This is a genomic window from uncultured Tissierella sp., assembly GCF_902479755.1.
GTDB lineage: Bacteria > Bacillota > Clostridia > Tissierellales > Tissierellaceae > Tissierella > Tissierella carlieri.
Map to the genome: position 1 here is coordinate 1 of NZ_CABSQO010000025.1, position 17,594 is coordinate 17,594.

13 protein-coding genes are annotated in these 17,594 nt (G+C 32.7%); 4 read left to right on the forward strand and 9 right to left on the reverse strand.

Annotated elements, in window-relative coordinates:
- The 3 genes from RDK80_RS13335 to RDK80_RS13345 all read right to left on the reverse strand — a co-directional run.
- A partial coding sequence (locus tag RDK80_RS13335) for a S8 family serine peptidase (protein ID WP_308524536.1) occupies window positions 1–1,248 on the reverse strand: 1,248 nt, incomplete at its 3' end.
- Window positions 1,249–1,572: 324 nt separating this feature from the next.
- Entirely contained in the window at window positions 1,573–5,838 is a 4,266-nt protein-coding gene (locus tag RDK80_RS13340) for a S8 family serine peptidase (protein ID WP_308524560.1), read from the reverse strand.
- 90 nt (window positions 5,839–5,928) lie between these two features.
- Window positions 5,929–8,925, reverse strand: coding sequence for an S-layer homology domain-containing protein (locus RDK80_RS13345; RefSeq protein ID WP_216560214.1), 2,997 nt, complete (start codon window positions 8,923–8,925; stop codon window positions 5,929–5,931).
- 777 nt (window positions 8,926–9,702) lie between these two features.
- Between RDK80_RS13345 and RDK80_RS13350 the strand changes: the two genes are divergently transcribed.
- The 3 genes from RDK80_RS13350 to RDK80_RS13360 all read left to right on the forward strand — a co-directional run bounded on the left by RDK80_RS13350 (window position 9,703) and on the right by RDK80_RS13360 (window position 10,432).
- On the forward strand, window positions 9,703–9,924 hold the full coding sequence (locus tag RDK80_RS13350; RefSeq protein WP_216560217.1) for a DUF1659 domain-containing protein: 222 nt from the start codon (window positions 9,703–9,705) through the stop codon (window positions 9,922–9,924).
- Window positions 9,925–9,971: 47 nt separating this feature from the next.
- Window positions 9,972–10,190: a DUF2922 domain-containing protein gene (locus RDK80_RS13355; RefSeq protein ID WP_094901172.1), complete on the forward strand. Its 219-nt coding sequence runs from the start codon at window positions 9,972–9,974 to the stop codon at window positions 10,188–10,190.
- 98 nt (window positions 10,191–10,288) lie between these two features.
- A complete protein-coding gene (locus tag RDK80_RS13360; protein WP_094901170.1) occupies window positions 10,289–10,432 on the forward strand; it encodes a YvrJ family protein in 144 nt (47 codons plus the stop codon).
- A gap of 46 nt (window positions 10,433–10,478) precedes the next feature.
- Here the strand turns inward: RDK80_RS13360 and RDK80_RS13365 are convergent, their stop codons facing one another.
- Window positions 10,479–12,233, reverse strand: a complete 1,755-nt coding sequence (locus RDK80_RS13365) for a methyl-accepting chemotaxis protein (RefSeq protein WP_216560220.1) — start codon at window positions 12,231–12,233, stop codon at window positions 10,479–10,481.
- A gap of 171 nt (window positions 12,234–12,404) precedes the next feature.
- Between RDK80_RS13365 and RDK80_RS13370 the strand changes: the two genes are divergently transcribed.
- Entirely contained in the window at window positions 12,405–13,586 is a 1,182-nt protein-coding gene (locus RDK80_RS13370) for a DHHW family protein (protein ID WP_216560222.1), read from the forward strand.
- A 279-nt stretch (window positions 13,587–13,865) separates the two neighbouring features.
- On the opposite strand, the gene RDK80_RS13375 is transcribed toward RDK80_RS13370, so the two are convergent.
- From RDK80_RS13375 to xylB, 5 genes are all read right to left on the reverse strand, one after another.
- Window positions 13,866–14,813, reverse strand: coding sequence for an ROK family protein (locus tag RDK80_RS13375; protein WP_216560224.1), 948 nt, complete (start codon window positions 14,811–14,813; stop codon window positions 13,866–13,868).
- 199 nt (window positions 14,814–15,012) lie between these two features.
- Window positions 15,013–15,159, reverse strand: a complete 147-nt coding sequence (locus RDK80_RS13380) for a hypothetical protein (RefSeq protein WP_201259814.1) — start codon at window positions 15,157–15,159, stop codon at window positions 15,013–15,015.
- Window positions 15,160–15,259: 100 nt separating this feature from the next.
- Window positions 15,260–15,601, reverse strand: a complete 342-nt coding sequence (locus RDK80_RS13385; protein ID WP_216560226.1) for a zinc ribbon domain-containing protein YjdM — start codon at window positions 15,599–15,601, stop codon at window positions 15,260–15,262.
- A gap of 161 nt (window positions 15,602–15,762) precedes the next feature.
- Window positions 15,763–15,942, reverse strand: coding sequence for a hypothetical protein (locus tag RDK80_RS13390; protein WP_216560228.1), 180 nt, complete (start codon window positions 15,940–15,942; stop codon window positions 15,763–15,765).
- Window positions 15,943–16,091: 149 nt separating this feature from the next.
- Window positions 16,092–17,564, reverse strand: coding sequence for a xylulokinase (gene xylB, locus RDK80_RS13395; protein WP_216560232.1), 1,473 nt, complete (start codon window positions 17,562–17,564; stop codon window positions 16,092–16,094).
- Between the last annotated feature and the right edge of the window lie 30 nt (window positions 17,565–17,594).

Genomic DNA, 17,594 nt, shown 5'->3' on the forward strand with positions numbered 1-17,594 from the left:
TATATTTGGTTTAATTAAGGATTCATCATATGGTGATGGTCCAAGTTTTGAGAAATATGCTCTTATATCATTTCTATCAGTTGCAGCTACTGCAAAGGATTCGGGATAGTTAGCTGGGCATGATATAGATCCTGGCCAAGGCGCCGGTTCCCCTAATCTTTGGTTTCCTGCTGCAAATGCTGGAAATATCTCTGCTGCTCTCCAGTTTCTAACAGCCTCTCTGTACCAATCATCTATTCCAGCCCCTCCACCCCATGAGTTATTAACCACATCTGGAGCATTATCTGGATTTCCACCTGGTGCTAACATCCATTGTGCTGCTGATAATAATATAGCATCTGTTGTAGAACCAGCAGTATTAAATACTCTTGCTGCTATCCATTTTGCCCCTGGTGCCATACCTATTTTATTAGATCCATCTGGTTCTTGCCCAACCATTGTTCCCATTACGTGAGTTCCATGGTCGTCTGAATCTGCTGGTAATGCTGCGTTGTATACAGGGTCAAACCAGTTTCCATTAGCACTTGTAGCTCCTGTAGTTGGGTCATAGCCTCTCCATTTATTCTTAAGTGCTGGATGAGTCCAATCTACTCCTGAGTCTATATTTGCTACTACTACTCCTGTTCCATCGTATCCTAGATCCCATGCTTGATCCGCCTTTACTTTTTCAACATTCCACTCTACTCCATTAGCTGTAGGTTCTATTTCATTACTCATCTCTGGGTTTTCTAATGTATGGGTTTTATTTTTGTAGATTTTATCTACTTCTGGCATATAGGAAAGATTTTCTATTACTTCCTTTGTAGCTTTTACATATACCATATTAACTATATGATAAGGTGTAAATTCTACTACATTTCCGTTTTCCATCTCTTGTTCTAAATATTTTAGAACATTAGCTTGAGTCATTTCTGCAGTATCTTTTAGAGATTCCACTACGGCACTTCTTACTTCCAGCTTAGTTTGATATGGCGTCATAGCTGATGATACAGCTGATCTTGTAGCATGGGCTACTCTTTCTGTATCCACTTGTTCCGCCATATATATGAGTATTTCCACTAGATGTTCATTATCTATGTCTTCCTTTACCTCAGCTGAAATCTTATTTGCAGCTAATTCATATAAATCTTCTTTTGCTGAACTAAGTTGGTTGTTCTCTGCATAAACAAAGGATGTAAAATATCCCATTACCATAATAAGGCTTATTATTAGGGATAATACTTTTCTTACTTGTTTGTTCTTTGACATTCAACAATTCCCCCCTTTAGTTTTTTGCAAAATATTTAATCTCTTTTACACCTCCTTTTTTTAATTATGTAAAAGTAAAACTTTAGCAAACTATTTTAATTTCTATATATATGTCATAAGGAGTAATTTATCACCGCCCCTTAATTATTCCATTCATTGTCATGATTTACTTAATATTCTGAGATATTGTTAATATTTATCAAAGTATGGCAAGTGCTTATAGTTTCTTGACTTTTTTATATTATTTTCCAATAATTTGTCAATATCTAGTTAAATAAGAAAGTTACCCCTAAACATCTTTTAGGGGTAACATTTCTATTTACTTTAATATCTCTCAAATATCCTTATGGTTCCAAATGCATCTTTATGAATCAATCTATTTGGTAAAATATCTAAATCTACTAGATTACCATCTTCATCCACTATAGTATTGGATCCAAGCTTGATATAAGCTGGCTTTCCAGCATTATACCATTCAGTTAACTTTCTCTGTGCACTTGCATCATTATCTAAAAAGTCCATATCAAATGCCTCATCCCCTAATATAATGGAGTTTGCAGGGATATTCTTCATAGCCCCTTTCACAGTTACTTTTCCTTCTGCTGTTTCAAATATTTCAGTGCCATCTTCAGCAACATATACTACTTCTATTGCTAAATTTGATGCTATAAATCCATCTGGAGCTGTCCAAGTAGCTGTATATAGTCCGGATGATTCTTCAGTCATTGGAGTTCCATAGCTGCTTCTGCTTACTTCAAGTGGAAGCAGTATTCTATAATATGCAGATCCGCCAGTTGGAGCATTGAAGCTTATATTTAAAGAGCCGCCAGCTTCAAGTTCAACATCTCTTGATGGTTTAATATTTCTAATAGATGGCTCTTGTGGTCCTTCTCCTGATTCTAGATTAACAATTATAGATTTAACTGTACTATGCCCTGCTCCGTCCTTTAAAGTAAATAGGAAATAATTCTCTCCTTCTACAAGATTTATGGTGTGGTTTATTGTTTCATTAGCAGGCTCAACTATAACAAGAGGATAGTCATAAACATATATCTGACTGTCACCTAGGAATAACTCTAGATATCCCAAATTATCCATCATTGTAATTTCTAGTTCTGCTGTTTTTGATTCTTCATCGATATTTAATATATCTATATTTAGCTCTGGATCAGTAGTGTCTACATAAAATCTTCTCACTAAACTACTGGATGCTCCAGTCTTGGATACAGCCTCTATCTTAGCTTCTTGATAGCCATCTTCCATGGCTAAAGTTTTTGTAAACTTAAATGCCGGTCCTGAGTAAATGCGTGTACTTGGATCATCTGGGTGATATAAATCCACATGGTCTTTAAACTCAATATCAGCTTCAACATTATTCACGAGTACCTTATCTAATAATGAGAAATTTGCAACATAGCCTTCAAATAATATATCATTCGTAGTATACATTTCAAGTAGTTTAGGCTCGTAGATATATATATATGGATGAGTGTTATCTATATTAAAAGTAAGTTCAGCAAGATTCGTGTTATATAATTTATCCACGGATATTACTTCTATATTATATTCTTTTGCATCAGTTATATATGATTTCATATCTAATTCATATGAAGTCTTTCCTTCTTCTCCAAGAACAACTGCTTCTATTTCCTGTCCATTTATATTAAACATGAATCCTAATATACCTGTGCCTTTGTCCACTGAATTCCAAGTAAGCTTATTTGTCTGTGGATTATATAATAAATTGCTTATTTCTGGTCCAATTGTATCAATAGTTATTGGAATCTTCTTAGATTGTACTTCTGCTCCGCCATAATGGATTTTAGCAGCGATTTCATAGAAATAGTTTCCATCTGGTACAACTTCACCATTTACTATTCCATCCCACTGTGCAGCAGTAATCATTCCAACAGGTTGATTTATGCCTCCATTAATATAATTCTTTCTCTTGTATTGCTGCATCAAGATAGTTCTCAATAGATTACCTTCACTATCTAATATATTATAATTAACTGATTCCGCATTTCTCATAAATGATAAATACGGCATTATATTGCCAGTACCTCTCTCACGTCCAGCTACTGTTCCCGGATTCATGAATATATGTGGTGTAGTATAGAAATATCCATTATCTTTAGCATCCCAATATAACATACCTGATGCATTGAAATAAGAGCTTCCTGTAGGATCAATAAATCTCATACCATCAAGAATAGCAGGTTCTCCCCAGTCGCCATAAAATCCTACATATGGAACTGAAAGTGTTGGTTTTTCATCGGTAGGGTCAACCAAAGTAACAAAACCTTCGACAAACATATTTCTATAAACTGTAGAATCTGTTCCTATATCTACAGTCACTTCAAATACATATTCTCCATTTGCTGGAATAGTAACTGAATCTGGTTTATCTATATCTGCATCGTAGATATAATCAGATAGCAATAGATTCAAACCTGACGGATGAATATAATCTGCTAAAACTGTAACATCTACATTGTATGTTACATCTGTATTTGAATCATTTATAGCTTTAAATCTCATAGTAAACTCTGTATCTTCAAAATCCTTTAATTCTACCTTTGCTTCATTAGTTCTGTCATCTACTACTCTCACTGGAGTAGATACTGCACCATAAAGGTCCATTATACCTGCCCCTTGTCTTCTAGGTGAATATTCAGTTTCATATTGATCCAATGCTGGTATAGCTGTATTCATCAATAGTACCTTAGCAAGTCTAGTTTGCTCTGATAAATCTAATTCACCATAGATTTCATGTTCTTTAATGTACTCCATAACAAGAGCAGAGCCGCCTGCCACATGAGGCGCTGCCATTGAAGTACCACTCATTGTTCCATATTCATTATCATTTAATGTAGAATATATCTGTGCACCTGGTGCTGTTATTTCAGGCTTAAAATCTAATGAGGGAGTAACTCCCCATGATGTAGATTCTGCCATTTTTCCTGCATTAATATTGGGTATAGTCATTATTTCATCTGTAAACAATACTTCCTTATTTTCTAATTCTAATAAAGCTATCCCACCGTTATAACCTATAAATACTGCTGGTATGGTGTGAGAATCTGGTATAGCCATATTTACTAAGTCTTCTCCACCAGTTTCATGGTTACGTACTATAATACCTACTGCACCTGCATTCTGAGCATTCTCTATTTTTTCAGTAAAGTTAGGTGTTAATCCACCACGAACCACTAGGGCTATTTTACCAGCTACATTAGTAAGTTCTGACGGATGACCTGAACCACCATCTATAAACTCTTGAGTCCCAGAGAGTACTGTTGCTGGATTAATATTCCCTGCTATTGCCATTGGAACCTTGTGTTCCTCATCATCTTTTATATAAGTCAATCCATTTACTTTTCGATGAGTATTTTCAATTGATGCTACCTGTATAGTATCTTTATTGAGTCCTGGGGCACCTACTACACCTATGTCAGGATTTTGTTTCCATGGATATCCGCTGTTTCCCGTCCATCCATAGGTCATTGAACCAGAATTTCCTGCCGAAACTGAGCATACTATTCCATTATTTGTAGCATTGGTTATTGCAACATCTTCTGCCGATTCTGGAACATAGAAAGATGCTGTTGAACCTAGACTCATATTTAAAACATCAGCACCAAGTCTTATGGCCTCATCTATGGCTACTAGATATATATCACTGAATGTAGTTGAATAAATTGGATCATTGGAAAATACCTTCATAGCAAGTAATTGACATTCTGGAGCTACTCCTTTGATTCCTCCATTATCGATATCACCATTTGCTCCTGCTGTACCAGCTACATGCATGCCATGCATTGATGCATCTGGACCTAAATCTAATATTTCGCTATTTAAGTCATAATAGTTATATCCATAAGGAACCTTCTCAGTATAATATTTACCAAGCAAATTCTTTCCTTCCAATGTTTCTCTAGTGATCTTTGGATTAGTTCCTTCACTAAGTACCATATCTCTATGGCTTGGATCAATACCAGAGTCTATAATAGCCACAACAGTACCTTCACCCTTATATCCTATGTCCCAAGTTGGAAGTGTTCCAATCATATCCTTGGATGTATCCATATCAGGTTTTATTTCTGGTCTTTCATATTCATTAGATATATATACTTTGTTGACTTGAGGCAAACCTTCAATAACCTTAATATCTCCAAATTTGACCATACCACTGAATCCATTAAATGTTGTATTGAAGCTATTTATAAACTTCATATCCACTCTGCTGGATTCAATGTTTTTCTTGACCTGCGTTTGTTCATCATCTATTCTTCTTTCGATTTCTTTGATTGAAGATTTTGACATTTCTTCATATCTTAAATTTCTTTCTGTAGCGTAAACTATTGATGGATCAGATTTTAATTCCACAATAATCCTGACCTCATCCTCATCTTCAAAAAATTCTCCTAATTCGTCCTCTAGTTTAATCTTTTCAGCGTTTTCATCAGCCTTAAACTTTTCTATTGCTCTTGTTAATGTTTCCCCCTGAGTTGAATTTTCACTTTCTGCAAAGGTGAACCCTGGTATTATCAGAGTTAGTACAAGTAATAATGCTAAAATCCTATTCATCCTCTTCAAATCGCTTCCCCCTTTAAATTTTATTTAATCATTCATTTAAAAAATGATTGATCCAAGGTAATTTTGAATTACTGTGGATGATTATTTTGGAATCATTGGATTTACTAACACTACATCTGCAAATGTGTATAATAAATTCTTCTCAACATCATAAATTCTAATAGTTACCTTATCCGTTATAGTTTTTGGATTGAAGAAAAATGATTCTGTAGACCATGTACCTAAATCAAATATAGAAGTATTCGAATTTTCTCCTCCAGATAACTGATATTCTACATCATACTTTCCAGCATTAGCTATATTTTCAACCGCTACCTTTATCTGAATTAAGGCTGGGAAAAAATTAGGTGATGAATTACGAACCTCTACCATTATTCTTGGTTCTTCCACTGGATCTACAGGACCTTCTTTCTCTACCAATTCACTCATACAAGTATTTAATCTAGTTAATACCATATTAACTTCTTCCTGAGTAGCTTCATCATTTTCATTTATCTCTATAGCCTCTTGTAAAGCTTCTGCAAAGTCTCTCCAAGATTCTTCCGTATAATCATCTTCTTTCTTTGCCATAGCTTCTGCTATTGCTTCTTCCAATGCTCTTTTATCTACTTCCGGCTCTGGATCTTCCATTGTTATATTTACTCTTCCTTCTGCTATCTCTCTTATTCTATCTCCTTCAGCACTTACAAAGTTTACTTCAACTTCCAGATTCAATGCGTTTATCTCTTCTCCTACCACCCAAGTTCCTAAATAATATCCCGGCTTTGTTTCTATCATTTCCATTTCATATTCATTAGCCTTTTCATCAGCCATTCTATTTCTATGCGTATCAGATGGAAGAAGTAATCTGAAGTAAGCTCTACCACCTTCTGGTGCATTAAAGCTGACCTCTAATGCATCACCAGCTTTAAGGGATATATCTTGATCTGGTAGGATGTTTGTAATGGATGGTTCTACTGGATTTTCTTTCATTTTTAAGCCTTCTATTGCTGCATTTAAATTTTCTAATGCTCGATCTACCTCACTTTGAGTAGCTTCTAAATCTTCTATAACTTCTATAGCTGCTTCCAGTGCTATTTCAAGGTCCTCCCATGTTTCTATTGTATAATCTTCTTTATTCATTCTTTCTGCTCTATCTATTGCAGCTATTAATTCTGATTTATTTACTACTGGTTCTGGATTTGATGGCTCTTCTTCTACTAATGCATCCCTTTTGTCATTTAATTCATATAGTGCATCATTAACTTCCCTTTGAGTAGCTTCTGGATTATCTCTTACTATTATTGCTGCTTCTAGAGCCTCAATAAATGGTTCCCATGTTTCTGGAGTATAATCCTCTTCATTTTTTTCTTCTGCTCTATTTATAGCAGCTATTAATGCAGTTTTATCTACTTCTATAGGCTCTGGATCTGGATTTTCTCCTTCTCTTTTTACCAATCCATTCATTCTGGCATTTAGTTCTGATAATGCTTGATTAATTTCTCTTTGTGTAGCCTCATTATCTTCATTTACCTCTATAGCTATATCTAAAGCTACTTCAAATGGTTTCCAAGATTCCTCTGTATAATCTTCTTCATCCTTTCTTCTAGCTTCAGCTATTGCTTCTGCCAATTTTCTTTTATTTACTTCTGGTTTTATTGGATCATTTGCTTGAATCTTTATTGTATAAGTAGCAGTTCTCCCCCCAACTTTTATAGTCAAAACTTGTCTTTCTGCTGGCTGTCTACTATCAAACCCTGTTATACTAGATTTTGTTACTCTCTCTATTTCTCTACTACCATCACTATATATTCCTTCTATAACTAAACCTGTAATATCCAACTCATCATCTACTGTATAAACCAACTTATCAGGTAATGATTTAATCGAAATTCTGTTTAATGTTACTGGGTCTGGTCTTGTAGATGGCTTTGTAGTGGTTGACTTTTTGGTCGATGCTACAGTTGGATTAGATTCTTCTAACTTTCCATTTACTACCTTATACTCTACATTAGCTTTTAATGTTGATCCGTTAACTTTAATTTGATTTCCTGATTTAAGAGACTTTATTGTACCTTTTGAATCTATAACTATATCTCCTCCAATTACATTAAGGTCATCTATTGATGTGCCATTTGCTAATATAATATCTGCCTTATCCCTTAGTTCAGCTTTCTTTATATAGCTTCCTTGAGTAAGCTCTAATCTCATTTGTTTTACAATTTTAACTTCTCCCACTGTTGTGTTAGAAAGAACTACATTTGCTAACCCTTGCTTTTTATCGACAGATACTGAATTTAATTGGGAATTTATAATACTTAAACTATTTAATCCTCCTCCATTAACAATTACTTTACCCTTTACTACTACATTATCAAGAATTGTATTGCCTTCCCCTATACCTTCTGTTAAGTATAAATTTCCTCCGATTACTATATCCTTCAGCATTACATCTTTTGTATTTACTATAAGATTTGTATTTGTATTTTTATTTATAGTTCCCGATACATTAACTATTTCACCTGAAATGTTATATAGCATCTTAACTACTTCAGCTCTTGTAATCTCTGCATTTGCTCTAAAAGTTCCATCTGGATAACCATTTATATATCCATTTTTCTTTAACCCACCGACAACACCTTTAAGTTCCTCAGGTAAAGTTAAACTATCTGTAAATTTAGACGCTTCAGCTTTGTCCTCTTCTATTCCAAAAATAATGCCAATTATTCTGGCAACTTCTCCCCTAGTAATGTTCTCATTAGCATTTAATGATGTTCCTGGAAGTATATAATTAGCCCCCACTCCCTTTTGTACCTCATCATAGTACCAATCTGTAGGACTTACATCATTAAAGTTAACCTCAGATCTTTGAGTAAAACCCATTATACCATTAACAACTTTGTAAAATTCTGATTTACTCATGTTGTTAGTAGGTCTAAATGTTCCATCTGGATAACCTGAAAGAATTCCCTTATCTTTCATGTAGTTGATTTCACTCTTCGCCCAATTGTCTTCATAATCACTCCCTTGCCCCAATACAATTATGCCTGTAGACATAAGGATGATTAAAGAAAGAATCAGCGATAACAGTCTTTTCATACAAATACCCCTCCTTTAATAGTTATACTTGTCTCTTTTATATGATAATACTTAATTTAAAACAAAGTCTAGGAGCAAGTTATGACACACTTTAATAGATGTAAATTATTGTCAATACCCTTTTATTCCTTTAAAAAAGGGGCTTTTATGTATACCACTTTAAATCATTATCAGATTAAAAAATATACAATAACATTAATAATTGTTACTCTATAAATATATCTGTCATATTTAATAAGAAAATTTTTTATTACATACAAAATATCTCTTTATCTACTTCTTTCTGCTAATCATAAAATACATTCTTATGTCTATAAACAGAAATATATCTATTGCTAACGTCTTATTCTCCTAATTAGCTGATAAACAATCTACTAATATTATTTTGCTTTATTTAGAATTTTGTGGCTATTTTTTGAAAATTTTGTAAATTCTGCACTATATTTATAAAGAAATATAAATCAAAATACCAATAGAGACATTTAACTCATCTCCGGCTTCAAATCCTCTGCTTTCCTTATTTCATAGATTTATATCTAGTGTTTCCGCTATATATTATTTAAAAATTTAATTTCCCATAGTAAATTATCTTTTCTATTTCTATTTAATAGTTGTAAGACATAATTCACTGTTGACTATCCAAATAAAGCTAGGTTTTATGAAGGATAAATTGAATTGGTATTGGTATCGCTATCTTTATCTTTTCAATTGTTAATTGTGAACTGTGAATTGCGTAAGTGGCCTTTGGCTATGAATTGATTAGAGGGAGGTGAAAATATGGCAATTGATGTTTTAAAGGAAAAATTAACATTAAGACTTGAGTTTGATGATGGAGTAGTAAATGGAAAACAAAAAGTCCATCCTAAGACCTTTGCACAAATAAAGACTACAGCTGATGATTTAAATCTACATGCTGCTGCTAAGGCTATAGCTAGTCTACAGAATAGACCTTTATTGAAAGTGCAAAGAATTGAAACCACTAGTTTAATTGAAGAGTAGTAGAAAAGCAGTCAATAGTGAAAAGTTTTAGGAAAGGTGGTGATTTAATGGAAAAGACTAAATTAGAAATGGAGTTTCTTGATGAAACAAACAAAAAGTTTATGATTAGTATCGATCAGCCAAGGCTAGATATAACCCCTGAAGAAGTATCTCAGGCTATGGATACCATAATAACTTGCAATATATTTGATTCTAAAATGTTCAATCTAGTAGAAGCAAAAGAAGCTAGAATAGTAACTACAACAGTAAATAAGCTAAGTATCTAAAATAAGGGGACAACATGTCCCCTTATTTTAATCTCTTAATCTTTTATTCTTTCAATTGTAAATTGTACATTGTCAATTGTTAAAGGGGTGGTGATTAAATGAGTGAAATATATTCTGGAATAGCTAACCTTGGTTTTCCAATAGTCTTATCTATATATCTATTAGTTAGGATAGAGGGAAAACTAAATCAACTGTCAGAAAGCATCATTGAGCTATCTAAGACTATAGCATCAACAAAGTAATTTATAAAATGGATAAGGAAATTTCCTTATCCGTTTATATTATCTCTTAATATTTAAATTTAGATAAACTCTCCTGCATACTAAATGCTAACTCTCCTAAAATTTGACTAGCATTAGCAATTTGGGTCATAGTTGCTGTCTGTTCTTCCACAGAAGCTGAAGCCTCCTCAGTTCCTGCTGCATTTTCCTCTGATATAGCTGATAAGGTCTGAATTATTTCAACAATAATATCCTTCTTGTCCATAATCTCTTTTCCAGATTTATTGATAAAACTAATTACATCATTGGACTTTTCAATAGCATTTGCAATTCCAATAAATTTATTATTAGTTTCCCTTACACTTTCACTTTGCAGCTCTGCAATTTTAGCTACTTCATCCATAGTAGCTACAGCTTCTTGAGTTTTACTGCTCAAATCATTGACAATCGCTGTGATATCTTCAGTAAATCCATTAGACTCTTCTGCTAATTTCCTTATCTCCTCTGCTACAACTGCAAATCCTCTGCCTGCTTCTCCAGCCCTCGCTGCCTCTATGGCTGCATTTAAAGCCAATAGATTAGTTTGTTCAGCAATACTTCTTATCATATTGCTAGCCTTTTCTATTTTCTCTGCACTCTCATTTGTGCTATAGATTACATCTTGAATATTCATTGTTGCTCTATTATTAGATTCAGTATTTTTTATTAATTCCCTAAGAATTTCAAATCCTTCATCCTTTAATTTATCTATCTCCCCAGTAGAAATATTTAACTCTCTCAAAAACTCTTCGTTATTTTCCACTAACTCTCCTAAATCGTTTATATGCTTTGCTCCATTTTCCGTATCCATGGCCTGATGGGTAGCTCCTTGGGCGATATCTTCAATAGCTCTGGCTACCTCATTTGCTGATACTGCTGATTGTTCACTTGAAATAGTAAGCTCTTTTGACGATATTGCAAGGTGCTCTGATGTATCAGATATCTGCTTCACAAAGCCTCTAAGATTGTCAATAATCCTCTGGAAAGAATTAGCCAACATTCCAATCTCATCATTTCGATTAATTAAAGCTTCCGATATATTTTCACTTACATCTAGGCTAGCAATATTCTCTGCCCGGATTGTAACTGTCTCCAATGCCTTACCCATTTTATGAGAAAAGTTATACATAATTACAGTTACTAAAACAAGGAAAATCACTACTCCAATACTTGTATATTTAAGGACATTTAATGCTCCTTTATTAAAATCCATTTCATAGCTTCCCGCTGTTACAACCCATCCCCAATTAGGATCTAGTTTATTATATACAATCTTTCTTCCTATGTTTTCACTATGAGGTAAAAACCAGTCATAGTATGTAAAACCTCCGCCACTTTTAGCCTTAGCTATACTATCTTGCGCAAGTAAAACTTCTTCCTTAGACTTATCCTTTACGTCCCAGACATTTTTACCTTCTAAGCTAGGATGTGCAATCTCATCTCCCTCTTGACTATATACAACAAAGTATCCATTTTCTCCTAAATCCAAGGGGGAATCTATAGGTCGAGTACCTTCAGCTGTTATTTTACCAAGTAATTTCTCTTTTATCATTTCCTGAGCCTGTGGAAGAGTATATAAACCTTTCTCTACACCTTGTTGTGCCAGATCAATCATTTGAATGGCCGCTTCTACAGCATTTTCTAGAATTATTTCCCCTTTTCCATTTAATTGCCTCTTTGAAATAGTGTATCCCAATAACCCAATGGCAATATTGGAAACAATTAGAACCAAAATTGACATGGTAAGTATTTTACCCTTAATAGAATTCCTTTTTTTAAGCAATAAACTCACCCCTTTTCATTTGTATTTTGGAAATATACCCACTTTTCGACATATTAAACCTAACTAAAAGTCCTATTAGCATTGGCCTTTCATTAATAAATATCTCTAATATTGAAAACAGTGACACAATAATATATAATTAAAATGACTTCAACCTAAGGAGAAAAGCTAATGAAAAAATTTCTAAGATATAAAATAATATTAATATTTCTGCTAGTAATATTTGCCATTCCCATACTAACAGCTATGAGATATAATGTCAATGTCTCTAATATAGAGAATAGAACTCTAGCACCATTGCCACAGTATAGCAATGAAAGACTCTTGAATGGACAATACTTCAGTGAATGGGAAAACTATATATCAGATCATATAATAGGCAGAGATTATCTAATAAAATCATATACTCTGCTTAATATGAAAGTCTTAGGTAAACACAAAATAAATAATATAATTATAGGAAAAGAGGATACTTTACTTCCTTTTTATACAGAGGAACTGTCTAATAATTTGGAGTATTACTTAAACAACTTAAATGCAATGACAGAAAATATGAAGAATCTACAGAATCATATTAAAGCTAATGGCGGAGAATTTTATTTTGTAGGATTGCCTGGTCAATCATCCTTTTTCAAATCAAGATACCAAAACTATTTTGAAAATAAAGAAGGATATTTTGTAGAAAATGAAAATAAGATGTTTAATAATCTAGAAAAAAATAATATAAACTATATTAATATGAATGAAGTATTCAAAAAAGACCAAAATAATGAAAATTATTTAAAGACTGATCATCATTTTAGTTTTAAAGGTTCCTATAGAACATATGTAGAGATTATAGATAGGTTAAGAAATGACCTTGGCTTAGATATTGGAAAACCTCTAGACATAGAAGAATTAGATATAGTTACTTTAGATAAACCAATACTTGGTAGTCGAAATAGACAACTTTATTTCCTTCATCCAACAGATGAAAAAGTATCTATTGCATATCCGAGGACCCCTATAGACTATGAGAAATATACCAACGGAGTATTAGATCCTAAATTATATTATATTAATAATGATGAAAACCCCTCCTATAATATATATATGGGGGGAGACCAAAAGGAGATAATTATAGACACCAATAGAGAGGATTTGCCAAATTTACTTATATTCGGCGATTCATTCACCAATGCATTGGAGCCACTCCTATATTATCATTTTAATGAAACAAGAATCTTAGATCTAAGACATTATAAGGAAATGAATTTATATGAATATATAGGTTTACACAAGCCTACAGTAGTACTCATGATAAGAGATGATTTAAACTACGGAAATCCAGAAGGCAACGGTAAATTCCAATAGACAAGTTTTGACACTTGTCTATTTTTTATATATTTTTTGTATTTTTCCCGGGAAATATATGTTTTTTTGTATGTATGTGGAAGATTTTTGGAAATATGAAAGGGGACTTAAGCCCTCTTTTATAGATTAGTAATTAACTTAGATAAAACTATCGGAACTGAAATATAACAATCGTAAATACCCTATTATGTCTATACTCACCTGTAATTTTGCATAATGAAAATGGATAAAGACTACATTATTCAATATCATACTACAAAAGCATACATTTTAGTCCTACTATTTATATTCTTTTAACATAGCTGCACCTATAATTCCTGCATCATTACCTAATTTGGCAAGTTTAATTTCTCCAAAGTCTAATTCTTTAAATAGAATATATCTAGGCAGTAGATCCTTTACTCTATCTAAAAAGAAATCTCCTGCCTTTGCTACCCCTCCACCTATGGCTATAATATCTGGATCTATAATATTGATAATATTTGCTATTCCTATAGCAAGGTATTTAGCCATCCTATTCACTGCCTTGTTAGATAATTCATCACCTAATTCTGCACATTCAAATATTAACTTAGTATCTATTTCTTCAATACTATTGACATTTTTCAATATGCTGGTATTTATAAAACCATGCTCTATTTCATTTATGACATATCTCCGTACTGCTGTTGAAGATATAAAGGTTTCTAGACATCCATTATTCCCGCAATTACAATCGTAAAAGTTTTCTCCCACTATCATATGACCTATTTCAGAGCCTAAACCATGACTTCCTGTATATACCTTATGATTGATAATAATTCCTCCACCTACTCCAGTTCCGAGAGTAATAAAAACTGAATTAGAATAGCCCTTCATAACCCCCAATGCAGATTCTGCGATTCCAGCAATGGTAGCATCATTTTCTATATCTATTGGAATATCAAATCTATGTCTTAGATTTTTTCCAAGAGGAACATTGTTCCAATTAAGATTAGCATTATATATAACATTATTACCCTCTATATCTACAATCCCAGGTAAACCAATACCAATAGAATCTATTTTATGATTTAATTTAGAGGCTTTGGATATCATATCTTCTATAATTGATATGATTTGAGACTTGACAAAATCATAACCCCTATCTTTACTAGTAGGAATTTCTATTCTATAAATTATATTTAAATCTTCATCCAAAAGCCCAGCCCCTATATTAGTTCCTCCTATATCAATACCAATATTCAAGTTCATTACCCCCTTTGCCATGATTATACCAAATTTTATAAATACGGCAAATAAAAAATTTGTCTTAAAGCAATTATAAAGTAATTTCTTGAAACTCATATAAATTAAACTCTATTTAAAAAATCAAAATATGCTAGAAATTTAATATGAGTTATAAAAAATACCTTCTAGTAGCATAATACTAGAAGGTATTTCCTAATTAAGAAAATGTTTCATTTTCCGTTTTCTTAAATGCAAGAATATAATATTTATCATCAAGTTTTTGTTCAAGGTTTTGTATTTCTTTTAACTCTTCATTATCTATATTAGCTAAAGTTACTTGAGAAAGCTTATTTTTATCTTCCATCACACCACCTCCCATATATTTTATTATAGGTTAGTGATGATTTTTTTATTCAGACTGGAACGTAAGATATCCTTAAGATACTTATATAGTTTTATATATTCTATAGTTTTTTAACGAATTCAGATTTCAGCTTCATAGCTCCAAATCCATCAATTTTACAATCAATATCATGATCTCCATCAACTAAACGTATATTTTTGACTTTAGTACCTATTTTTACAACTGATGAACTTCCCTTTACTTTAAGGTCTTTGATTACTGTTATAGTATCTCCATCATTTAAGATATTTCCATTTGCGTCTTTTACAATCTTTTGATTTTCATTATTTTCATCCTCTGATTCTTGATTCCACTCATAAGCACACTCTGGACAAACAAAAAGATCTCTATCTTCATAAGTGTATTCGGAATTACATTTAGGACAATTTGGTAAATTACTCATAGTTTTATTTCCTCCGTATTTTAATTATTGTAAATCCTACATCTCCCTATAAATAAATTTGATTAACTAATACCACAATTATAGCAAATATCCCAGTATTGTCCAGTTTAGGGTAAATCAATAAAAAAACTCCAGAAGCTTTCTGGAGTAATGACTTAATTTTATTCCCATTTAGGTTCATTAAAATTACTAGGATCCTTAATTCTTCTGGCTTCTTCTTCAGATACAATATAGCCAGTTATACCTTTTTGGTCATATGCTTTTACTGCTTTTATAGCATCTTCTCTTGCCATAGGTTGAGAAAATTTATTTTCAGCTATTACAATATATTTTTGTTCCATAAATGCCTTCCTTTCATCTTTAGATATATTTAGTATATACTAAAAGATAAAAGAAATTCATATTCATATCCTTTGCTTTTACTTAATATATAATTTTAAGGGATTTAATAAGGTTTAAAAACAGAGCTCTTTTTTGAGCTCTGTTAGTTTTATATAGCTAATTCTTTAAATAAATCCTTTACATTAGGATAAATTTTCCTGAATTTATTATATTTTTCATCATAGAACAATACACTGTCTTCTCTTGGATGAATTGTATCAGTTATTTTTATAAAAGTGTTACAAGCTTCATCTACAGATTTAAATAATCCATATCCTACAGTAGCTAAAATTGCAGCTCCATATGCAGGGCCGTCATCTGAATTTACTTTGTTAACCTTTACATTTAATACATCTGCCATGATTTGGCACCACAAATCAGACCTTCCTCCACCGCCATTGATGGTGATCTCAGCAATATTCATTCCCATATCCCTCATAATTTCAAAGGTATCACGAAGGGAAAATGCTACACCCTCTAGAATGGCTCTAGTCATATCTTTTCTTTTAGTTGTCATATTCATCCCTATAAAGGTACCTCTAGCATTTGGATCATTATGAGGAGTTCTTTCACCTATTAAATAGGGTAAGAAGAAAATATTATTATCTATTTTTACATTCTTTGCTTCATCCAATAAACTATCAAAATCAGATTCATTTACATTTTCAACCCACCACTTTAGAGAAGCTGCCGCTGCCAAGGTAACTCCCATGACATGATATTTACCATTTGCATTACAGAATGAATGAAGTCTGTTATTATTATCTACTACAAAATCCTCCGAATTTGCGAAAACCACGCCAGATGTTCCTAAAGATACTGAGCATGCATTTTCTCCTACTATTCCACCACCAACGGCTGCAACTGCCTGATCTCCACCACCAATTACTATCTTTACATCCTTTGGTAATTCTAGTCTTTCAGCTAAATCTTCCTTTATATTTCCAATAACCTCAAAGGACTCATAAAGTCTAGGCAATTGTTCTATTGAGATTCCTAAAACACTTAACATCTCATTAGACCATTTTCTATTTTTAACATCTAAGTATAGAGTTCCTGATGCATCGGACATATCAGTTGCACATTCACCACTGATTTTATATGCCAAATAATCCTTTGGCAGCATAATTTTTTTAATCCTATTAAAATTATCTGGTTCATTTTCTCTTACCCATAATATCTTAGGAGCAGTAAAGCCTGTTAATGCAATATTGCCAGTCCAATCTGAAATCTTTGCTTTACCAACGATATTATTTAGATAATAACATTCCTTTTCAGTTCTTTGGTCATTCCAAAGTATGGCTGGTCTAATGACTTCATCTTCCTCACCAAGGATAACTAGCCCGTGCATTTGACCACTTAATCCTATGCCCTTAACTTCCGCCTTGTTAATTCCCCTAAATAATTCATCTAAACCCTTTAAAGTCTGCTGCCACCAGTCCTCTGGATTTTGTTCAGACCACATTGGTTGAGGGAAGTAAATAGGATATTCCTTGGTAACGGTTTTTATAATTTTACCTAATTCATCTATAGCAAGTATTTTTACCGATGTAGTTCCAACATCAACTCCAATAAAGTACATCTATATCCCTTCTCTCAATATCTATTTTAA